The sequence below is a fragment of the uncultured Phascolarctobacterium sp. genome, from assembly GCF_937920985.1.
In the GTDB taxonomy this organism is placed as follows: domain Bacteria; phylum Bacillota; class Negativicutes; order Acidaminococcales; family Acidaminococcaceae; genus Phascolarctobacterium_A.
The window spans coordinates 65318-81615 of sequence record NZ_CALDXR010000032.1 but is presented as its reverse complement, the minus strand read 5'-3'; the positions used below and the strand labels follow the sequence as shown (position 1 = coordinate 81615).

Here is a 16298-nt window from a genome sequence, read left to right as displayed (position 1 = left end):
AGATGCTCAAAGCAATTCATGCTCAGGAGAATAAAGCAGCAGCTAAAGAAAAGGCTAAATCAGTAATTTTCAGATTACGTGAGATGAAGCTTAACAAGGCTGCAGATAAACTAGAAAATGGTTTAGAGGAAACCTTAACCTATATGGAGTTTCCGTCAGAGCATTGGCTGCGTATACGTACTAACAACGTTATTGAGCGTGTAAACAGAGAAATAAAGCGTCGCACAAGAGTGATTGGCACGTTTCCTGATGGTGAATCAGCATTGATGCTTGTATGTGCAAGATTGCGTTATATAGCCAGCAATGATTGGGGCAAAAAACGTTACTTGAACATGAAACATCTAACAGATATGCTTGCCGAAGAACTGTATTGCGAAGCAAAAATATCTTAAAAACAGCTAACTTAATAAGCAAAGGTATCTAAAGCAGAAGCTAGTTGATATTTAACGGTGAAGTGCACTAACCGCTAAACTTATATAACTAAACTTCTGCTAGGATGTCTGAAGAAATTTGCGCAAAAATATTGACAGTAACGAAGCTTTGTAATATTTTCCACTCTGATTAAATTTCAGATACAATTCTTTTAAGTTATAAGCAATTTCCAACTCTGGAAATTGAGCAAACAGTAAGTCTCGGATATCTCTTAAATTGATATAATGGCCTAAGGCTTTGTTGTATTTTGGTTCATTATTTAAGTCCGTAGTATGGTGAAATACAAAATTAAATTTTCTTAGAAGATACTCATAGGTATGGTTTTCAGTATTTCGTGCACATCTTAGCCTAATCTTATTAAAGTCATCTGTAAGATGTTTGGTTACATGAAAGCTGTCTGCACAAACAATGGCATCTGGGAAACATATCTGTGCAACATCCCTAAAGTTGTCATACAGATCCATGGATATATACTTTACATTGTTGAGTTCGCTGCGTTTGAGAGTGTAGTTTTGAATATCTCCACGGATAGAGGAAAAATAGTCAATAAGGTAATGCTTTCTGCGTGTGGGAAGTACATCTATTACTTCACCCGTGATAAAATTCATGAGCAGGTAGCAGTAAAGAGAATCCATATCAGATTCAGGAAAATAGTGCTCATCCATGGATAATACCATTGGTAAAGGCTTACGCATAATATCTACGTGTTTGTCAAATAATCTTAGAACAGTAGCTTTGGAAACATGGTATCGTTCAGCAACACTGGTATAAGTGTCTTCGGGATGCTTTAAATCTTTCAAAATATTAATTTTGGTTTCGTGAGTTAGTCCGTCATTGGCTTTAGTAAAGGGATTAAGTTCGTTAAAAGAATAAGAACACTTGGGACAACGGAATCTTCTTTGGCGATAAACAATGCTACATTTACGGTTGACCAGTGTAGAGTGTGTGAGAGTTCGTGGATAGTATCCATGAATTTTTACAGGTCCGGAACAGAACGGACAGATCTTAGAGGTAACCTTTAGCTTAAGATTAATAATGATTGAGCCGTCGGACTGCGCAATGGTTTGTAGTTCCTCAATCTTATCCTCTTGAATGTTAAGCATATTTGTGATAAACTGACGCATAGATAAAAAATCCTCCTTCGTTTTAGTAATATAGGCAATTACTATTTTAACGAAGGAGGATTTATTTGTTTAGATGTGGCTTGTACAGAAATTTTAGTTTGTACAAGCCATTTTTGCTTATTGTTGAACAGGGTATTTTGGCCTACGACCACAAAAGTTGTACTAGGTTGACCCACAGATTTGGACTAGCTTGAGCACAAGAATGTACTAGCGAAACCACAAAATGTACCAGGTCTTAATCGAGCACAAAATTTGGACTAGGTCGACCCAACCACAAGTAATGGACTAATGCATTTTGCCCAAACGAAAAGACCTGAGGTCCGTAAGAATACGGACTTCAGGTCTTTTTTTATATACCGCAAGCGGTAATCTGGCCTTTCACCCCGTGGCTCGCACACGGCTCACAGAGCGGGCTAAAAGCCCTACAATGGAAAATCGAAACGCTGTTTATAGCAAAAACAGCCGATTTTGTCACAACAGCGGTATTTTACCGCGTCTGCAAAAAGTAAAATGCGCTTGGCGCAAGGCTTGCAGGCTTTTGGCAAATGATTTGCCTGTTGTGATAAATCTACTATAACATATCGAACAGCTTTTGGCAAGTGCTTTCTTGAATTTATCTTGTTCTATGCGCCTTACAGAGCTTTTATCATACATCTGAAAACTTATTTGCAAACAAAACAAAAGTTATCGCAAAATTAGCGCAACATTTGCGGTGGGTGTTTCCTGCAACAATTTTTATAAAAAATACTGTTTTGTGCCGGATTTTGTTTTTCATTGCAGATTTATATAGTGAGCAGGAAAATAAGAAAAAACTCCTGCAATACTTTAATTAAACAATTTGTATGAAAAAGAAAAGGAAGTAGAAAACCATGAGAAAAATTAAAAACCTGACACCGCATGAAGTGAGAGTAGTAACTGAAGAGGCAATTCTGTCCCTGCAACCGTCCGGCGTAGTTGCACGCTGCGAAGAACACGAAGAGCTGATTGGCGACCTGGGCGGCGCACCGTTGACCAGAATCGTTTTGGGCGATGTTGTTGACCTGCCACCGGAGGAGGAAGGAGTTATTTTGATTGTATCCCACATCGTGCTGCAGGCCTGCCCTGAGCGCAAGGACCTGGTAAAGCCTGGTAAACCGGTGCGTAATGTTGCAGGAGATATTATAGGCTGCCGCAGTCTCTGTGTATTGGGAAACCACAATTAACCTACCTTTTATAAATATATGGCAGGAATTTAGCTGATTTTATAGAATGCTATAATAACTAATTTGTGTTAAATGCACAACTAGGACACACTGGTGACTGTTGTTTAAAACAATAAATCTGATTAACAAGGAGAGGTTGAAATGCGCAAGGTCTTTATTTCAATTATGCTGTTAGGAAAAATTTGCCCGACTAAGTATATCAGTGAGGATTTTGTCTTAAAGGAGCGTAATTATGATTTTCCTCTGAGCTACCTTATTGACAATGAGGTTGAGGATGGCGACACTGTAGAAATTATTACTGCTGTAGAGCATGGCGAAGGTGATACAAATACAGCTGTTGATAACTATGCTGTTTATATGCAGGAGGTAAAAGATATATTGGCTGATCATCAAATTAACCTGCATTTCACTGAGGTGGAAATCAGTAAGAAATTTGAGGATGAAACCTTTACTAGATTTTTCAAATGTATTGCAGGTCTGCTGCAGGAGGATGACGAGATTTTCGCTGATTTTACCTTTGGCATGAAGGTGTACTCTCTGAGTATGTTCATTGCTTTGGCCTATGTTGTAAAGGCGGGGGTAAATATTGATCTTCGCTGCCTTATGTATTCCAAAAAATATTCCGGAACAGAAAAATCCGAGAACCAAGGAACCTCAGAGTTGTGTGATATCACATCACTTTTCTATCTGGATGCTATTGCCGGTAATGCCAAGTCTGGTCAGAAGCAGGTCTTTGACGAAGTCTTGAATCTGATTATCAAGGGAAAAGTGGAAAGCAGGTGATTTATATGCAGGAAGCTGAGAAAGAAAAATTGGAACAGCTGGCGGCAGAGCTTGCCAACGGTGGGTTAAGCGCAAGAAATGAGGAGCGTACAAAAGCTGAGCTTATAAAAGTATTGTTGAATAATCTGTACAATGCTGCAGGTGCAGGAATTGACGGAATCGTTTTTACTGAGACTTTTCAGTCAGCTATGAATGAATATACAAAGCAAAAGCAGGCAGGTGCAGAAGATGTTTCCTTTTGCAAAATGTTCTTTGGCTATTATAAAATCAAAATGCAGGGGAGTAAGGCAGATAAGCTGAACGAAGCTAATTATGAGCAGCATAATGAGCGATTGGCAAAAATGAAGGAGCTGATCGAGCGGATAGGTAAAACAGAGGGTGTAGATTATAAGTATTACAAAAATAATTTGCGCTATCTGAACAAAGGCAAAATCCTGGCGAAGCTGCGTGAATGGAATGTAGAAGAGATTTACAGTGATGATGTAGAAGCAATTATGCGTTTGAGAGGTCCTGAGTCCTTAGAGGTTATGCGGGAGAATAATCAGGAGATAGCTTTATTTTTTGATGATGTTATTTTTGAAAAGCAAGAATTAATTGCCAGCATTATCGACAGAAGCTACGCTATAAGCAAGGAGCGCAAGCTTTATCCTTTGAACCGCTGCGAATGGAGCGGTAAGTTATATATGGAATATGACAGTGATATTCCGAAGCTTTTTGTTCTTTATCTGGAAAATGGTTACATAGTATTTTATAAGGGGCAAGAGGCTTGGGATATCCTGAATAATGCGTTACTAGGACAATACCTGCATTTGGCTGCGGACACAGTGCGTAAAAAACGCAAAATCTTGGAGAAAATTAACCTTCTGGCAGCTAAAGAAGTGACAGGAGAAAATGGCTAAGCATATAGTGATTTTTGCCATTACCTATAGGAAGGACGCTACAGTCGCAGATATACTGATATGACGGGGCACTTCGCTGTAGCGTGCGAGCGAAATATAAAATAAACAATCTAAAAAGTACCATTTGAGGATATTTTTCGCAGATGTATATAGTGAAAGTGCTATATAGGGAGGTGCGTAGAATGTCTGAACAGACTATTTTAGAGTTTTATGTCGAATGGTTAAATAAGTATTTGTAAAGGAATGCTAATAATTGATGTGAAGGAGAGATTGAAATGACCGAAAAGGTTGGAGCCATCCTGTTGGACACCCGCTCAATTCAAAAGTATGTCTTTGGCTGCAATAAGCTGAAAACGAATACGGGTGCTTCCTTCCTGGTAGATGGAATCTTTACTGAAGCTATGGTTAACGTACTGAAGCAGTCTGGCTTGAAAATGCCGGATACAGATTGGGATAAAGCGGGAGCACTGGAGATGACTAAAGAGCATCCGGATATGGAATGCGAAATTGCCTACATAGGTGGCGGCAATATGCTTATATTAGTACGCAAGGGTGAGGAATCCTTGCGCATTTGTCGTGAGCTGGTGCAAAAGTGGAGCTTGAAGGTACTGCTTGAAGCTCCTGGCTTGAAAACTGGCGCTGCTATCGGTGAAATTGACTTGTCTAAAGAAAACTTTCAAGATTCTTTAAAAGCACTTTATAAGCAGCTTAAGGAGAACCAGAACAATGTTCTGCCACAGGTTGATTTGCCGTATACAGGCTTTACCATAGAATGTGATTACAGCGGCAAGGCTGTAAATACATATAATAAAGATTATCAGCGTCTTGTTTCAGCTGAGGTGGCGGCAAAAATCAAAGCCTTTAAGCCTGCTGATGGAAAAATTAAAGCCTGCTTCCACGATGAGCTGGGCGATTTCGAATTCTGCAGTGAGCTTGAAAGCCTTGGCTACAAGGAAGGTGAAAGCTATATCAGCGTAATTCATATTGACGGTAACAATATGGGTGTTAAATTCAGCAATTGTCGAGATATGCTGGAACGCAAAAGCTTGTCGCTGAAGGTCAGAAAAACTGTTGAAAATGCCTTTGCTAAGCTGGTTAAGAAAATTGTCAGCGAATATGATTCCTATGCTGATGTTTTGGATATGCGTGTGCTGAAGCAGGGCAACAAGCGACTGCTGCCGTTGCGCCCGATTATTATTGGCGGTGATGATATTACCTTCATTTGCCCCGGACGTATGGGACTGCAATATGCGCAGGCTTTTATAGAATACGTCAACAGCGAAGATTTGCTGGATAAAGAATTATTTAGCGGCAAATTATATGACGAAGATTTGTATACTCATATCAAAAAAATTACCGGCAAGCAAATCAGCAGGAGCTTGAGCTGCTGCGCCGGCGTAGCCATTGTTCCGGCTAAATATCCCTTCTTCCGTGCTTATGAGCTGGCAGAGCAGCTTTGCGATGAAGCTAAGGAAAAGTCCCGCAAGGATGACGGCAATTATCTTGATTTTGCAATTCTGCATGGTGAAAAATACGGCGATATCCAAATGTTGCGCAAGGAGCAATACGAATCTGCCAACGGCAACCTGCATTATGGTCCGTATAATGTATTGGGCAAGGAAAATGACAGGCAAAGCGTTAAAGGACTGCTGGCTTTGAGTGAAAAGCTGGCAGGCGATAAAATGCCGCGCAATAAGGTTAAGGATCTGCGCCGTGTGCTGCATGAGGACAAGCACAGTATGAGCATATTCCTGGAGAACTGCCCGGAAATTTGCGAGCTGGTGAAAAAGGAAAACAAGCTTGCAACTGTTACGGCAGATGACCTGTGGGATAAGTTCGAGGATAAGGATAAGGTCACATTTGCTACGAGATATATTGATGCCATCGAGGCTATTGATTTTAATTATCCTGACAGTGAAACGGGGGCGAAATAATGAAATCATTGCAAGTTGAAGTAAAATTGCTTTCGCCGCTACAGCTTGGCAGTGGCAAGGCCGACGTTATTTTAGATAGCGAAGCTGTGCATGACAGATATGGTTTGCCGTATTTTCCCGGTAAACGCTTTAAGGGCCTTTTGTACGAAAGTGCTATAGAAATGGCTGAAATTAGCAATGGCTCCTGGTTTACCAAAGAAGAGGTAGATGCTCTGTTCGGTCATGGCAGCACTGATGAGGTTGTTATGCGTATCGACAATCTAACCTTGAATAATTATGAGAAAATGCAGACGCAATGGAAGTATCTGCAGGAAAGCTTCCCAGGGCTTTTTGATAAGGATGCACTGTGGGAGAGCTACACCTCTGTCCGTTATCAGACGGCGATAGACAAAAACGGTATTGCAGATGAAGGCAGTCTGCATAATCTGCGTGTTGTAGATGTAGATGCCAACCTTAAATTTACAGGTAGCATTTGCCTGCTACAGGATGTGCCCAAAGCACAGGAAATCTTGAAGAAGGCGCTGATGAATCTGCGTTATGCCGGAGCAAAGCGTAACCGTGGCTGCGGTCATATCCGCTGCCGTCTGGTGGATGTAAGCAAAGGGAAGTGATGAGTTTGAAAAAGCTGGAATTTGTTTTAGAAAATATAGATCCGTTGCTGTTTGCAGAGCGTGGTGCCGATAACATTCTGGTGACAACCAAGCGTTATATTCCAGGTAGCGCCATTCGTGGAGCCTTGGCGCATTTATACATCAATAATGCGCACAAGCTGCAGAACGCTCATAAGGATGCTTATAAGGATGCAACCTTCTTTGAGTTGTTTTTGTCCGGCAAGGTCCGCTTTTTGCCTGCGTATCCGATTGGCTGTCGTGAGCTGGAGCAGGGTGATGCCTTTGTGATGCCACTATCTTTAATGCGCAGCAAGGACAAAACACTGACTGTTGATTTGACTGCCGCTGCAGAAAATAAGGCTGGCTTTAAAAAGCTACAGGGCTTTGTAGTTAAGAAGGATAGCAAGCTGTATCAGATTGATACTGACGCCAAGATTGAGTTGCATATGTCGCGTAGCGGTGATGGTGAACGCATTATCGGCAGCAGTAGGGAAGGCAACGTGTTCAACTACGAATATCTGGAGGCAGGGCAGCTGTTTAAGGGTGCCTATCTTGTTGATGATGATGTGGCAGAGCTTTTGCAGAAGGTTCTGCTGGAGCTGAACGTGAAAGTATTGCATCTGGGGCGTGCCAAGAGCGCGCAGTACGGCAAATGCCTGTATGCTGCAATGCCTGTGAAGGAAGCGCAGCAGGTTGCTTTGGGCGATAAGTTCTATTTGCTGGCGCAGACTCCGTATATCGCTTTTGGCAGTTGGCAGCGTGTGGAGCAGGCGGCTAGCGAGCTGTTGGGCGAGCTGGAAGCGCGCCTGGGCTGCGAGCTTGCTAAGGACGGACTGCAGGTTTTTGCCGCTGCGGAAAGCATTGACGGCTACGTTGGCGTATGGCAGGCGAAAAAGCAGGCGGAGCGTGCTTTGAGCGCTGGTACTTTGATTGAGTTACGCCTGAACGGTGCTGTTGACAGCGCCAAATTACAGGAAGCTTTATTGCAGGGCTTGGGCAAGGGTACCGAGGACGGCTTTGGTCAGTTCGTCATCTGGCAGCCGCTGACTAAGCCGGAGTTGGTTGATAAGCCGCCCCAGAAGCAGTTTAAAAATATCGTTTTGAGTGATGAAGTTAAAGAGACTGCGAAAAGGATTATCCGCGAGCGCTTGCTGCAGGAGGTACGCCAGCAGGCAGCACAAGATGCGCAGAGCGGCAAGCTGAAAATCAATCTAGAGAATTCCAACCATATCCTCAAACGTATAGAGGGATTGATGTATAGCGACAAGTCTAAGAGTGATATCCAAAATATTATTAAGGGCGATGAATTTAAAAAGAAAGCTAAAGATAACCTGCGGAATATTAAATATGATGGTGACGAGTTGTTTAAGCTGTTAACAGAAGATAAGCCTCCGTATCATGGCATCAATTGGCTAGGCAAGCTTCATCTTGCTTATTCCAGCAAAAGTGAATTACAGAGACTGATTGGCAGCAATGCGTTTGAGCTTAATGCTGATGAGGTTTATCGCGAATACTGGCTGTGGTTTATGCGCCATGCCGTTAAGCTTGGCAAGAAGGAGGGCGAACAGTGATGAGTGGAGCAAAGCTGGTAAGAAAAATTGTTATCCAATGTAAACTGAAAACGCAATCTCCTATGCGCATTGGTTCCGGTGCGAATGATGGTCTGACTGATATCCTGATTCTGAAGGATAAGCAGGGACGGCCGTTTATTCCCGGTACCTCCCTGGCAGGTGTGCTACGCAACGAAATTGCGGCAATTTACGGCAAAGCAGCTGCAGATAAGCTGTTCGGTTCGATTGACGGACGCGATGCTAACCAGAGTATGCTGAATATAAGTGATGTTGTGCTGAGTTCTAAGGGAATCGTGGTGCGTGACGGCGTAGCGATTGATGAGCTGACTGGCGTAGCCAAGACAGGTGCAAAATTTGATTTTGAAGCATTGGAGCGCGGAGCTACGGGCGATGTTTTGCTGGAGCTTACCGTGCGTGAGTGTGATGAAGCTAAGCCGCTGGCAATTACCTATCAGCATAACGCCTACAGTGTGAAGGGTGACTGTTACGGCGAAATGGCAGCAACCATTGCCGATTTGCTGACCGGCGGCATCAGCTTAGGTTCGCTTACCACCAAGGGTTACGGCAAAATTGCCGGTGCGGAAGCTGTTGCTGTATATGATTTTGATTTTGCCCAGGCTAAAAGTGCCGAACAATGGCTGGCCTACATCAGCGATGAAAAGTTGCCGAAGGCTGCTTATACCGGCAAGGCCGAAGCAGCTAAGGCAGCGGAAAACTTCTATCTGGAGGTTGGCTGCGCGCTGCAGGGGGCATTACTGGTCCGCAACTTTGATGTTGATGATGTTAAAGAGGGCAGCGATGGTGTAAAACTTTCTGCCGTACAGCTTAAAAGTGGCGAGGATTATGTTATCCCCGGCACCAGCTGGAAGGGTGTTCTGCGCAGCAGAGCCTTCAAAATTCTGCTGGCGCTCACAGGCAACGACATGCAGGCTGCACAGCGAAAACTGCAGGAGATTTTCGGCTTTGCCAATGACGGTGATAAGCAAAGCGGCAAGCGCAGCAAGCTGCTGGTGGACGAAACCTATATTTCTACCAAGAAATTGTCCGCTATGCGCCAGACGCGCAACCGTATTGACCGCTTTACCGGCAGCACGATTGACAGTGCGCTTTTCTGCGAAGAGCCTGTTTGGCAGCAAAAGCTTGATGAAAAGACAGTTACCCTGAAGGCCTGCTTGAAAAACTGCAGTCAGGCTGAAGCCGGCCTGATGCTGCTTCTGCTGAAGGATTTGTGGCTGGGCAATATGAACATCGGCAGCGGCAGAGGCGTTGGCCGCGGTGTGCTGCGCGGTGTGCATTGTCAGATTGATTATGCAGGCAAGACTTATACGATGGAAAACAAGAACGGCTTTACGCTGACAGGTAATAAGGACGAGCTGGAGGCTTGTGTACAGGCATTGGTAGGTGAGCTGAATGGATAAGGAAAATTTTTTTGGTGTTGAAAAGGCGCTGGGCGAACACAATGCTGCTATTGAAATCAAGCAGCACGTTCAGCCGGCAGAGGCGCTGAAGCTGCTGCAGGGTGCTAAATATAAGGTTGTTGCACATTTTGTAAACTGCGTGCGCTTCGGCTATTACGAGGCAGGCAAATTTACTTTTGCCGACGGTGCGGAGTTTGAGGAAAAATACCTTGTACAGCTGCGCGTATTTAATGCGGAGGAAGAGGTTTACCTGCAAAAGCAGGGCGCTGGCTTTTATCTGCAATATATCAATGACGCAGCAGGCAGTGAAAAGCTGTCGACAGTAGACAGTGCTTCGCAGTTTTTCGGTCATAGGGTAGCAGGTGCTGCACCCCAGGGTTTTGCCGAGCTGTGGGAAGCAGGCCGCAAAATCCGCCTGGTGCTGCCGGTGGCAGAGCAGGCCGACGAATACAAGCTGCTCACACGCAGCTATGTGCAGTTCGACGAAAAAACCGGTCAGGCAGGCTATGCATATTACCGCTGGCTTGATATTATGCCGGCAGATGGGAGGGATGAGTGATGAACCCATATTTAGCACAAAAAAAGAAAGCTCAAGAAAAAGGAATTAGTCTTGAAGAGCAACTGAAAGCATCACAGCAAGCTCCTGCTAAAAAAACAAGTCCTGCCAATAGCTATAGCAGCAGAGGAAATACTTCCTCAGGCAACAGTGGCTCAGGTTCAGGTAACGGCAGAAAACTTCGCACTAATGCTAATGGTCTGAATTTAAGAAAGCTCACTGCTCCTTATAACTTTGTATCGTTGAACAAGGTTGTACTTAAGGCACCTATTGCCGATAATGTTAATGACGAAGCAACAGCAGTCAAGGCATATAAAGAGTATCTGACAGGTGATGAAGCGAAGTACAACGGTTATTTTACCGTTGAGGTAAAGAATCTTACACCGTTATTTATTGATAATGGCAAGCACGCTTTCTTTTCTGACGGTGAAAACCTTTGCATCCCGGGAAGCAGTCTGCGTGGTGCTATTAAAAACTATTTTAAAATCATTACCAACGGTACGATGCGCACAGGTGATGATCCCGACGTAACAGACAGTCTGCTTTATTACAGAACCTTCGCCGCCGGTGTTGATTACATGCGTGACGAGTATAATGATGAAATGAAGCCGAAGGTTGATGGTGTTGAGGTATTGAAGAGTCAGGCAGGCTTCCTGGTGCGCGAGGGCAAGGAGTACTTTATTTGTCCGGCTCACAGTAATACTATGAAATATACTGATTCTCAGCTGCAGAAGGCATATAAGAGAAACGGACAGCCGTTAACTAATCAACGTGGGGAGCAGGTTGTACGTGCTACTATCAACAGAAGAATTGATTGGTCTGCTAATCAGGTTGTTGTCTATACAGATAAAATGGACGATAAAAAGCACTATTATGTTATCAGCTCTCCGAACTGGAATGTAAAACTGCCTATTCCTGAAAAGGTTATGGCAGGCTATCGTGATGATAAAAATGCTAAGGGCATCAGATTGTTGAATAATAAGGAAATGTCCAAAGCAGGTACAGACAGCCTGAATATTTTGCGCGGCGCTGAAGGCTATGATTACATTATGCCTTGCTTCTATGTTGCAGACGGTAATGAAATCAAGAGCTTTGGTTCTGGTCCTTTGTATCGTATTCCGTATAAAAAGAGCATCGGTGAGCATATTCCTGCCAATGTCAACTCCGATAAGCTTGACTTTACCGCTGTGATGTTTGGTAATAAGGATAGCTGGAGCAGCAGAGTATTCTTTGAAAATCTGTACCTGCAAAAGGATGCAGGCAAGGAAAATGAAGCCGTTATGATTCCGCTTATGGGTGCAAATCCGACCTCCTTCCAAAATTATCTGGAAGCGATTGACAGCTTAAATGCTAATCATTGGAACAGTGATGCCAATATCCGCGGCTATAAGATGTATTGGCATAGAAAGTGCGATTGGCGCAGACCTGCTGATGCATCGAACACTAATGAAAAGGTTACCAAAAAGGTTGCTCCTTTGAAGCTAGGCTGTAGCTTTACCGGCAGAATCCGTTTTGAAAATCTGTCAGCAGCAGAGCTTGGTGCTTTGGTAAAGGTATTATCCTTAGGTGATAACGGCAGATCCGCTTATAAGCTGGGCATGGGCAAGCCTATAGGTATGGGCAGCGTGGAGCTCAAGAGCAAGCTTTATCTGCAGGAGGACAATTACTATACAAAACTGTTTGGTGATAATGGCTTTGATGCAGGCTTGCAGGAGCAGGATAAAAAGCAGTATATTGCTTCCTTTGAAGGCTATATAAAGTCTGCGCTGAATGCAGATTCTTTAAATAAATATAATGCCAGAATGAAGGAATTGACATTGATTATGGACAAGGCATATCTTGACCAAAGAGATTGGCCTGATAAAACCGCCTATATGGATATCAATGATAAAGATGCAAAAAAGGTCAGCAATAACCGTATACCCCTTCCCAGCATTACCGAAGTGGTGAAGAAGCCATGATTCTTGCTGCAGTAGTTCTTGAATTACAGGCGCAAAATGCAGGCAGACTGCCCGTGAGTCACGGGCGTCTGCTGCATGCGGCCTTTCTTAACAGCATCCGCTCGCTGGATGCTGAGCTGAGCGCGAGAATGCACGATGCTGCCAATAAATGCTTTTCCTTAGGACATTTGCAGCTGCAGCAGTCTGCGCAAAAAATGGCCTTTCAGCTGCAAGCGGGCACGCAGGCAAAATGGCGCATCTGCCTGATGGGCGACAGCACAAAAGCTGTTTTACAGCTTTTGCAGCCGGGACTGCGCTTGCAGGTGGGCAGTATTGCCTTTGTAGTTAAGGATGTGTACCGCACGCAAAGAGAGCATTCGCAGGCAGGCCTGACGACTACGGAATATCTGGAAAGCCAATGCGCAGAGCTGCCGCCTGTTTCGCAGCTGACCATGGATTTCTTATCGCCGACTACCTTCCGCTACTTTGATCATGATTACCCCTGGCCGAAGCCGGAGCTTGTTTTCGGCTCCTTGGCAGAACGCTGGAACAAAATTAGTGGTGAAGAGCATTTTGCCGTGGACAAGGTTAAAGAAATTGCTGCTGCTTATTTGCTGCCGGAGCGCTGGCAGGGCAACAGCAAAAGGGTAAATGTTTCGCCGCAGCATGGCGTAACAGGCTTTGTGGGCAGCTTTACCTATAAGCTGACGCTGCTGCCGACGGAATTCAGAGCGATGTTCATCAGCCTGGGCGAGTTCGCAGTCTTTGCAGGTGTAGGACGCCTTACGGGACAGGGCCTTGGACAGGTTAAAGTAAGATACGATTAAATATGCTGAAAAGGCACTTGCAGATTAATGCAGGTGCCATTTTCTTTCGGTAAAATATTGTTTAAACAGACAAAGATTAGCCTGTGTGATATAATTAAAGATAAGTTGTTTATATATAAATAATATGACAGGAGCTTGTTTTATAGCTATCTATCGTCAGGAGGCGGATGAATATGTTAGGTGCAATTGTCGGGGATATCGTCGGTTCAAGATTTGAATGGAATAATCTTAAAAGCAAGGATTTTGATTTGTTTACTGCTGCTGATCACATTACCGATGACAGCGTAATGACGCTGGCGGTGGCGGCGGCGCTGATGAATTGCGACAGCAGCAGGCTGCGCAATCAGCTGCAGAGCAGTACTATTTATTATATGCGTAAATTTGGCAATACCTTTCCTCATGCAGGCTATGGCGGACGCTTTCGTAAATGGCTGTTTGATGTAAACATGCATGCCTACGGCAGCTTTGGCAATGGTTCCGCAATGCGCGTCAGTGCCTGCGGTTGGGTGGGCAACGATTTGGCGGAGGTAAAGGCATTGAGCAATGATGTTACCTGCGTTACCCATAATCATCCGGAGGGACTGAAGGGAGCAGAGGCGACTGCGGTTGCCGTTTTCTTAGCTCGCAGCGGCGCAAGCAAGGAAGAAATAAAGAAGCATCTCGAAGCAAATTATTACAAGCTGGATTTTACTATAGATGAAATTCGCGATAGCTACAGCTTTGATGGATCGTGCCAGGGCACTGTGCCGCAAGCTTTGGAGGCCTTTTTGGAGGCATCTGATTTTGAGGATGCTATCCGTAATGCTATTTCTATAGGCGGTGACAGCGATACACTTGCTGCAATTACCGGTGCGGTAGCAGAAGCATATTTTGGCTTGCCGCCAATCTTCCGTCAAAAGGCTTATGAATATTTGTGGGAGGCGGACAGATGCCATAGCACTAATGGCCTGTTGACCTACAATGCGCAGATGTTTGAAAAGAATTATTATTTGCGTACCTTTTTCCCTCGTGAGCAAATGCCGGTGTTTTAACAATTGAAGAAAATCCTAAAGCAATAAGGAGGTTACCGATGAACACCTTAGAAACGAATTTTTTATTACTTTTTTTGAGTTATAACAGCAAAGATCCAAGCTGTTATCGAATAAATGATGCAGATGTTATGACCGAGCACAGTAATGAATCGGCAGTGCGGGAGCTTGCTGCGTATTTGCAGAAGCGCTCACAGAAGATAGACAAAATATTTCTTTTCTCCTCGCAGGCTACCAAAAAGCTGTTAAAAAAAGCCGATATGACAACAGTGGATTTTTTCAAGAGGAGAATTAAAGAGTTCGTGCCTGCAGAAAATATCATCACTGTTGATTATGATGAAAGCAATTCTATGAATGCGGCGCTGCCTGACATCGGTGAGATGGGTAAAAGCATTCTGGCTGAGGCCGAAAAAATTCAAAAGGAACAAGGTGCTGACTGTCCCATAACTATTCATGCAGATATGACTGGCGGTATGCGTAATGCCAGCATGATGATGCTGGGAGTTATGCGCCTGCTGAACTTTAGCGGCCTGCAGATGGGCAGAATTTTGTATTCCAACTGGGAGCCTAACAGGAGCTCTAATTTTGTAGAAGATTCGCAGGATGTATATCGCTTTTTTGACCTGGTTGCAGGTGCGACGGAATTTGCCAAATATGGCAGTGTTGAAAAACTGGCTGATTATTATAACATTGATGTTTTTGAGCAAAAGCCTTATACAGACGAATGCAATCTGAGCCGCGAACTGTATGAGCTGGTGAACGCTATGGGATATTTTGCCCAAAGCATAAAGCTGTGCCGTTATGGGGAGCTGCAGGATGCCTGTGCTTTATTGGCCAAAAAAATTCAGGCGTTTACTAATCTGGCGCCTCAGAATTACGATGCCAATGACAAGCTTTTTGCAACGCTTTTGCCTACAATTGAGGAATCGTACAAAACTGTATTGTCTGCCCATGACGACTTGGATATTATAACCTGGTGCGTCAAGCAGGGACATTTACAGCAGGCAATGACGCTTTATACTGAACGTGTTCCGGAATTTATTGCCAAACAGGGCTTTTATACTCTGGATGCAGAAACTGCCAAGGAAATAAACAAAAAGGTTAAGAACGAGGAGATTTCTGCTGCCAATTATCTTTTATGTAATTGGGGCAGGGATGTAGATAAACGAAATCAGATACAGGTGTTTTTTAAGCGCGCGTTGAAGCGGCCTCTTACTCTTCTGAAGCAATATAAAACTGCAGATGATGCGGAGGTAGAGCAACAGCTGGAGGATTTGCAAAAGTATATCGATGCCCAAAATTACTTTATCACCTTTGATAAAGAAGATTTTAAGAAGGCATTGAGCGAAATTAAGCAGATTATAGCGGGAAAGATAGCATATCAGGATATAATAGGCAATAATGATGGCCTGGCAGGATTGTTGAAAAGATACCTTACTATTGATAAAGAGGAGGACGCATGGAGAAATGTTGACCTGATGCAGCATATTCCTAACAATAAAAAACTTAAGTATTTTTTTAATCAACTGCTTAACAATAGCAAGGAGGAGCATTTATATAGGCTCTTTAATATTGATAAATTACCATATAAACAGCTTTCACGCGGTTATCTACTGCAGTGTGGCATGCAGGATGGTAAGATTACAAGCAATTTGTGCGATGATGCAGCGCTGGTAGATATTATCAACAGATATACTATTATCCGTATGGCGCGCAACAGCAGTAACCATGCTCGTCACGAAAAAGGTGATTCTCCTAGGGAGATTGAAGAAAAAATCCTGAGCGGTATCTGTGAATTGCGCGAGCAAGCTGCTTACTTAAAAAGCAAGCAGGAAGTAAAGTCGTGAGCATGCGCAGTAAAGAGAGCGCAGCCGTTTTATAATTGAAAATGACAACAGCAGCCCGGCAGAGGCGTGAAGTGCTTCTGCAGGACTGCTGCTTTTTTTTGAGCCCAGCTTTTTTGTTTGGTGCTG

At 43.8% G+C, this 16298-nt stretch carries 14 protein-coding genes; 13 read left to right on the top strand and 1 reads right to left on the bottom strand.

Features of this window, described 5'->3' with window-relative positions:
• A partial coding sequence (locus tag Q0612_RS05795; RefSeq protein WP_298881985.1) for a transposase occupies nt 1-392 on the top strand: 392 nt, incomplete at its 5' end.
• A gap of 99 nt (nt 393-491) precedes the next feature.
• Here the strand turns inward: Q0612_RS05795 and Q0612_RS05790 are convergent.
• A complete protein-coding gene (locus Q0612_RS05790; RefSeq protein ID WP_298881983.1) occupies nt 492-1556 on the bottom strand; it encodes a transposase in 1065 nt (354 codons plus the stop codon).
• An 869-nt stretch (nt 1557-2425) separates the two neighbouring features.
• Between Q0612_RS05790 and Q0612_RS05785 the strand changes: the two genes are divergently transcribed.
• The 12 genes from Q0612_RS05785 (at nt 2426) to Q0612_RS05730 (ending at nt 16172) form a co-directional block, all read left to right on the top strand.
• The gene (locus tag Q0612_RS05785; protein WP_298881981.1) at nt 2426-2758 is read left to right on the top strand and encodes a hypothetical protein; all 333 of its coding nucleotides are present in this window, start codon (nt 2426-2428) and stop codon (nt 2756-2758) included.
• 141 nt (nt 2759-2899) lie between these two features.
• A complete protein-coding gene (locus Q0612_RS05780) occupies nt 2900-3541 on the top strand; it encodes a TM1812 family CRISPR-associated protein (RefSeq protein ID WP_298881978.1) in 642 nt (213 codons plus the stop codon).
• Between the two features lie 5 nt (nt 3542-3546).
• Nucleotides 3547-4440, top strand: a complete 894-nt coding sequence (locus Q0612_RS05775) for a hypothetical protein (RefSeq protein ID WP_298881975.1) — start codon at nt 3547-3549, stop codon at nt 4438-4440.
• Nucleotides 4441-4715: 275 nt separating this feature from the next.
• Entirely contained in the window at nt 4716-6374 is a 1659-nt protein-coding gene (locus Q0612_RS05770) for a Cas10/Cmr2 second palm domain-containing protein (protein WP_298881973.1), read from the top strand.
• A complete protein-coding gene (locus Q0612_RS05765; protein ID WP_298881970.1) occupies nt 6374-6985 on the top strand; it encodes an RAMP superfamily CRISPR-associated protein in 612 nt (203 codons plus the stop codon). The genes Q0612_RS05770 and Q0612_RS05765 overlap by 1 nt, the downstream gene beginning before the upstream one ends.
• Nucleotides 6986-6990: 5 nt before the next feature.
• Nucleotides 6991-8556: an RAMP superfamily CRISPR-associated protein gene (locus tag Q0612_RS05760; RefSeq protein ID WP_298881967.1), complete on the top strand. Its 1566-nt coding sequence runs from the start codon at nt 6991-6993 to the stop codon at nt 8554-8556.
• Entirely contained in the window at nt 8556-9974 is a 1419-nt protein-coding gene (locus Q0612_RS05755) for an RAMP superfamily CRISPR-associated protein (protein WP_298881964.1), read from the top strand. The genes Q0612_RS05760 and Q0612_RS05755 overlap by 1 nt, the downstream gene beginning before the upstream one ends.
• Complete coding sequence (gene csx19, locus Q0612_RS05750; RefSeq protein WP_298881961.1) at nt 9967-10533, top strand: CRISPR-associated protein Csx19; 567 nt, start codon at nt 9967-9969, stop codon at nt 10531-10533. The genes Q0612_RS05755 and csx19 overlap by 8 nt, the downstream gene beginning before the upstream one ends.
• Nucleotides 10533-12491, top strand: coding sequence for a TIGR03986 family CRISPR-associated RAMP protein (locus tag Q0612_RS05745; RefSeq protein ID WP_298881957.1), 1959 nt, complete (start codon nt 10533-10535; stop codon nt 12489-12491). The genes csx19 and Q0612_RS05745 overlap by 1 nt, the downstream gene beginning before the upstream one ends.
• On the top strand, nt 12488-13297 hold the full coding sequence (gene cas6, locus Q0612_RS05740) for a CRISPR system precrRNA processing endoribonuclease RAMP protein Cas6 (protein WP_298881954.1): 810 nt from the start codon (nt 12488-12490) through the stop codon (nt 13295-13297). Before Q0612_RS05745 ends, cas6 begins: the two co-directional genes overlap by 4 nt.
• 173 nt (nt 13298-13470) lie before the next feature.
• On the top strand, nt 13471-14328 hold the full coding sequence (locus tag Q0612_RS05735; protein WP_298881949.1) for an ADP-ribosylglycohydrolase family protein: 858 nt from the start codon (nt 13471-13473) through the stop codon (nt 14326-14328).
• Nucleotides 14329-14366: 38 nt separating this feature from the next.
• Nucleotides 14367-16172, top strand: coding sequence for a TM1812 family CRISPR-associated protein (locus Q0612_RS05730; RefSeq protein WP_298881946.1), 1806 nt, complete (start codon nt 14367-14369; stop codon nt 16170-16172).
• Nucleotides 16173-16298: the final 126 nt, after the last annotated feature.

Bases quoted from the DNA above. Each gene is read 5' to 3' on its own strand.
- Q0612_RS05790 (WP_298881983.1), bottom strand. From the start codon at position 1,556: ATGCGTCAGTTTATCACAAATATGCTTAACATTCAAGAGGATAAGATT.
- Q0612_RS05775 (WP_298881975.1), top strand. From the start codon at position 3,547: ATGCAGGAAGCTGAGAAAGAAAAATTGGAACAGCTGGCGGCAGAGCTT.
- cas6 (WP_298881954.1), top strand. From the start codon at position 12,488: ATGATTCTTGCTGCAGTAGTTCTTGAATTACAGGCGCAAAATGCAGGC.
- Q0612_RS05780 (WP_298881978.1), top strand. From the start codon at position 2,900: ATGCGCAAGGTCTTTATTTCAATTATGCTGTTAGGAAAAATTTGCCCG.
- Q0612_RS05770 (WP_298881973.1), top strand. From the start codon at position 4,716: ATGACCGAAAAGGTTGGAGCCATCCTGTTGGACACCCGCTCAATTCAA.
- Q0612_RS05765 (WP_298881970.1), top strand. From the start codon at position 6,374: ATGAAATCATTGCAAGTTGAAGTAAAATTGCTTTCGCCGCTACAGCTT.
- Q0612_RS05785 (WP_298881981.1), top strand. From the start codon at position 2,426: ATGAGAAAAATTAAAAACCTGACACCGCATGAAGTGAGAGTAGTAACT.
- Q0612_RS05735 (WP_298881949.1), top strand. From the start codon at position 13,471: ATGTTAGGTGCAATTGTCGGGGATATCGTCGGTTCAAGATTTGAATGG.
- Q0612_RS05745 (WP_298881957.1), top strand. From the start codon at position 10,533: ATGAACCCATATTTAGCACAAAAAAAGAAAGCTCAAGAAAAAGGAATT.
- Q0612_RS05755 (WP_298881964.1), top strand. From the start codon at position 8,556: ATGAGTGGAGCAAAGCTGGTAAGAAAAATTGTTATCCAATGTAAACTG.
- csx19 (WP_298881961.1), top strand. From the start codon at position 9,967: ATGGATAAGGAAAATTTTTTTGGTGTTGAAAAGGCGCTGGGCGAACAC.
- Q0612_RS05730 (WP_298881946.1), top strand. From the start codon at position 14,367: ATGAACACCTTAGAAACGAATTTTTTATTACTTTTTTTGAGTTATAAC.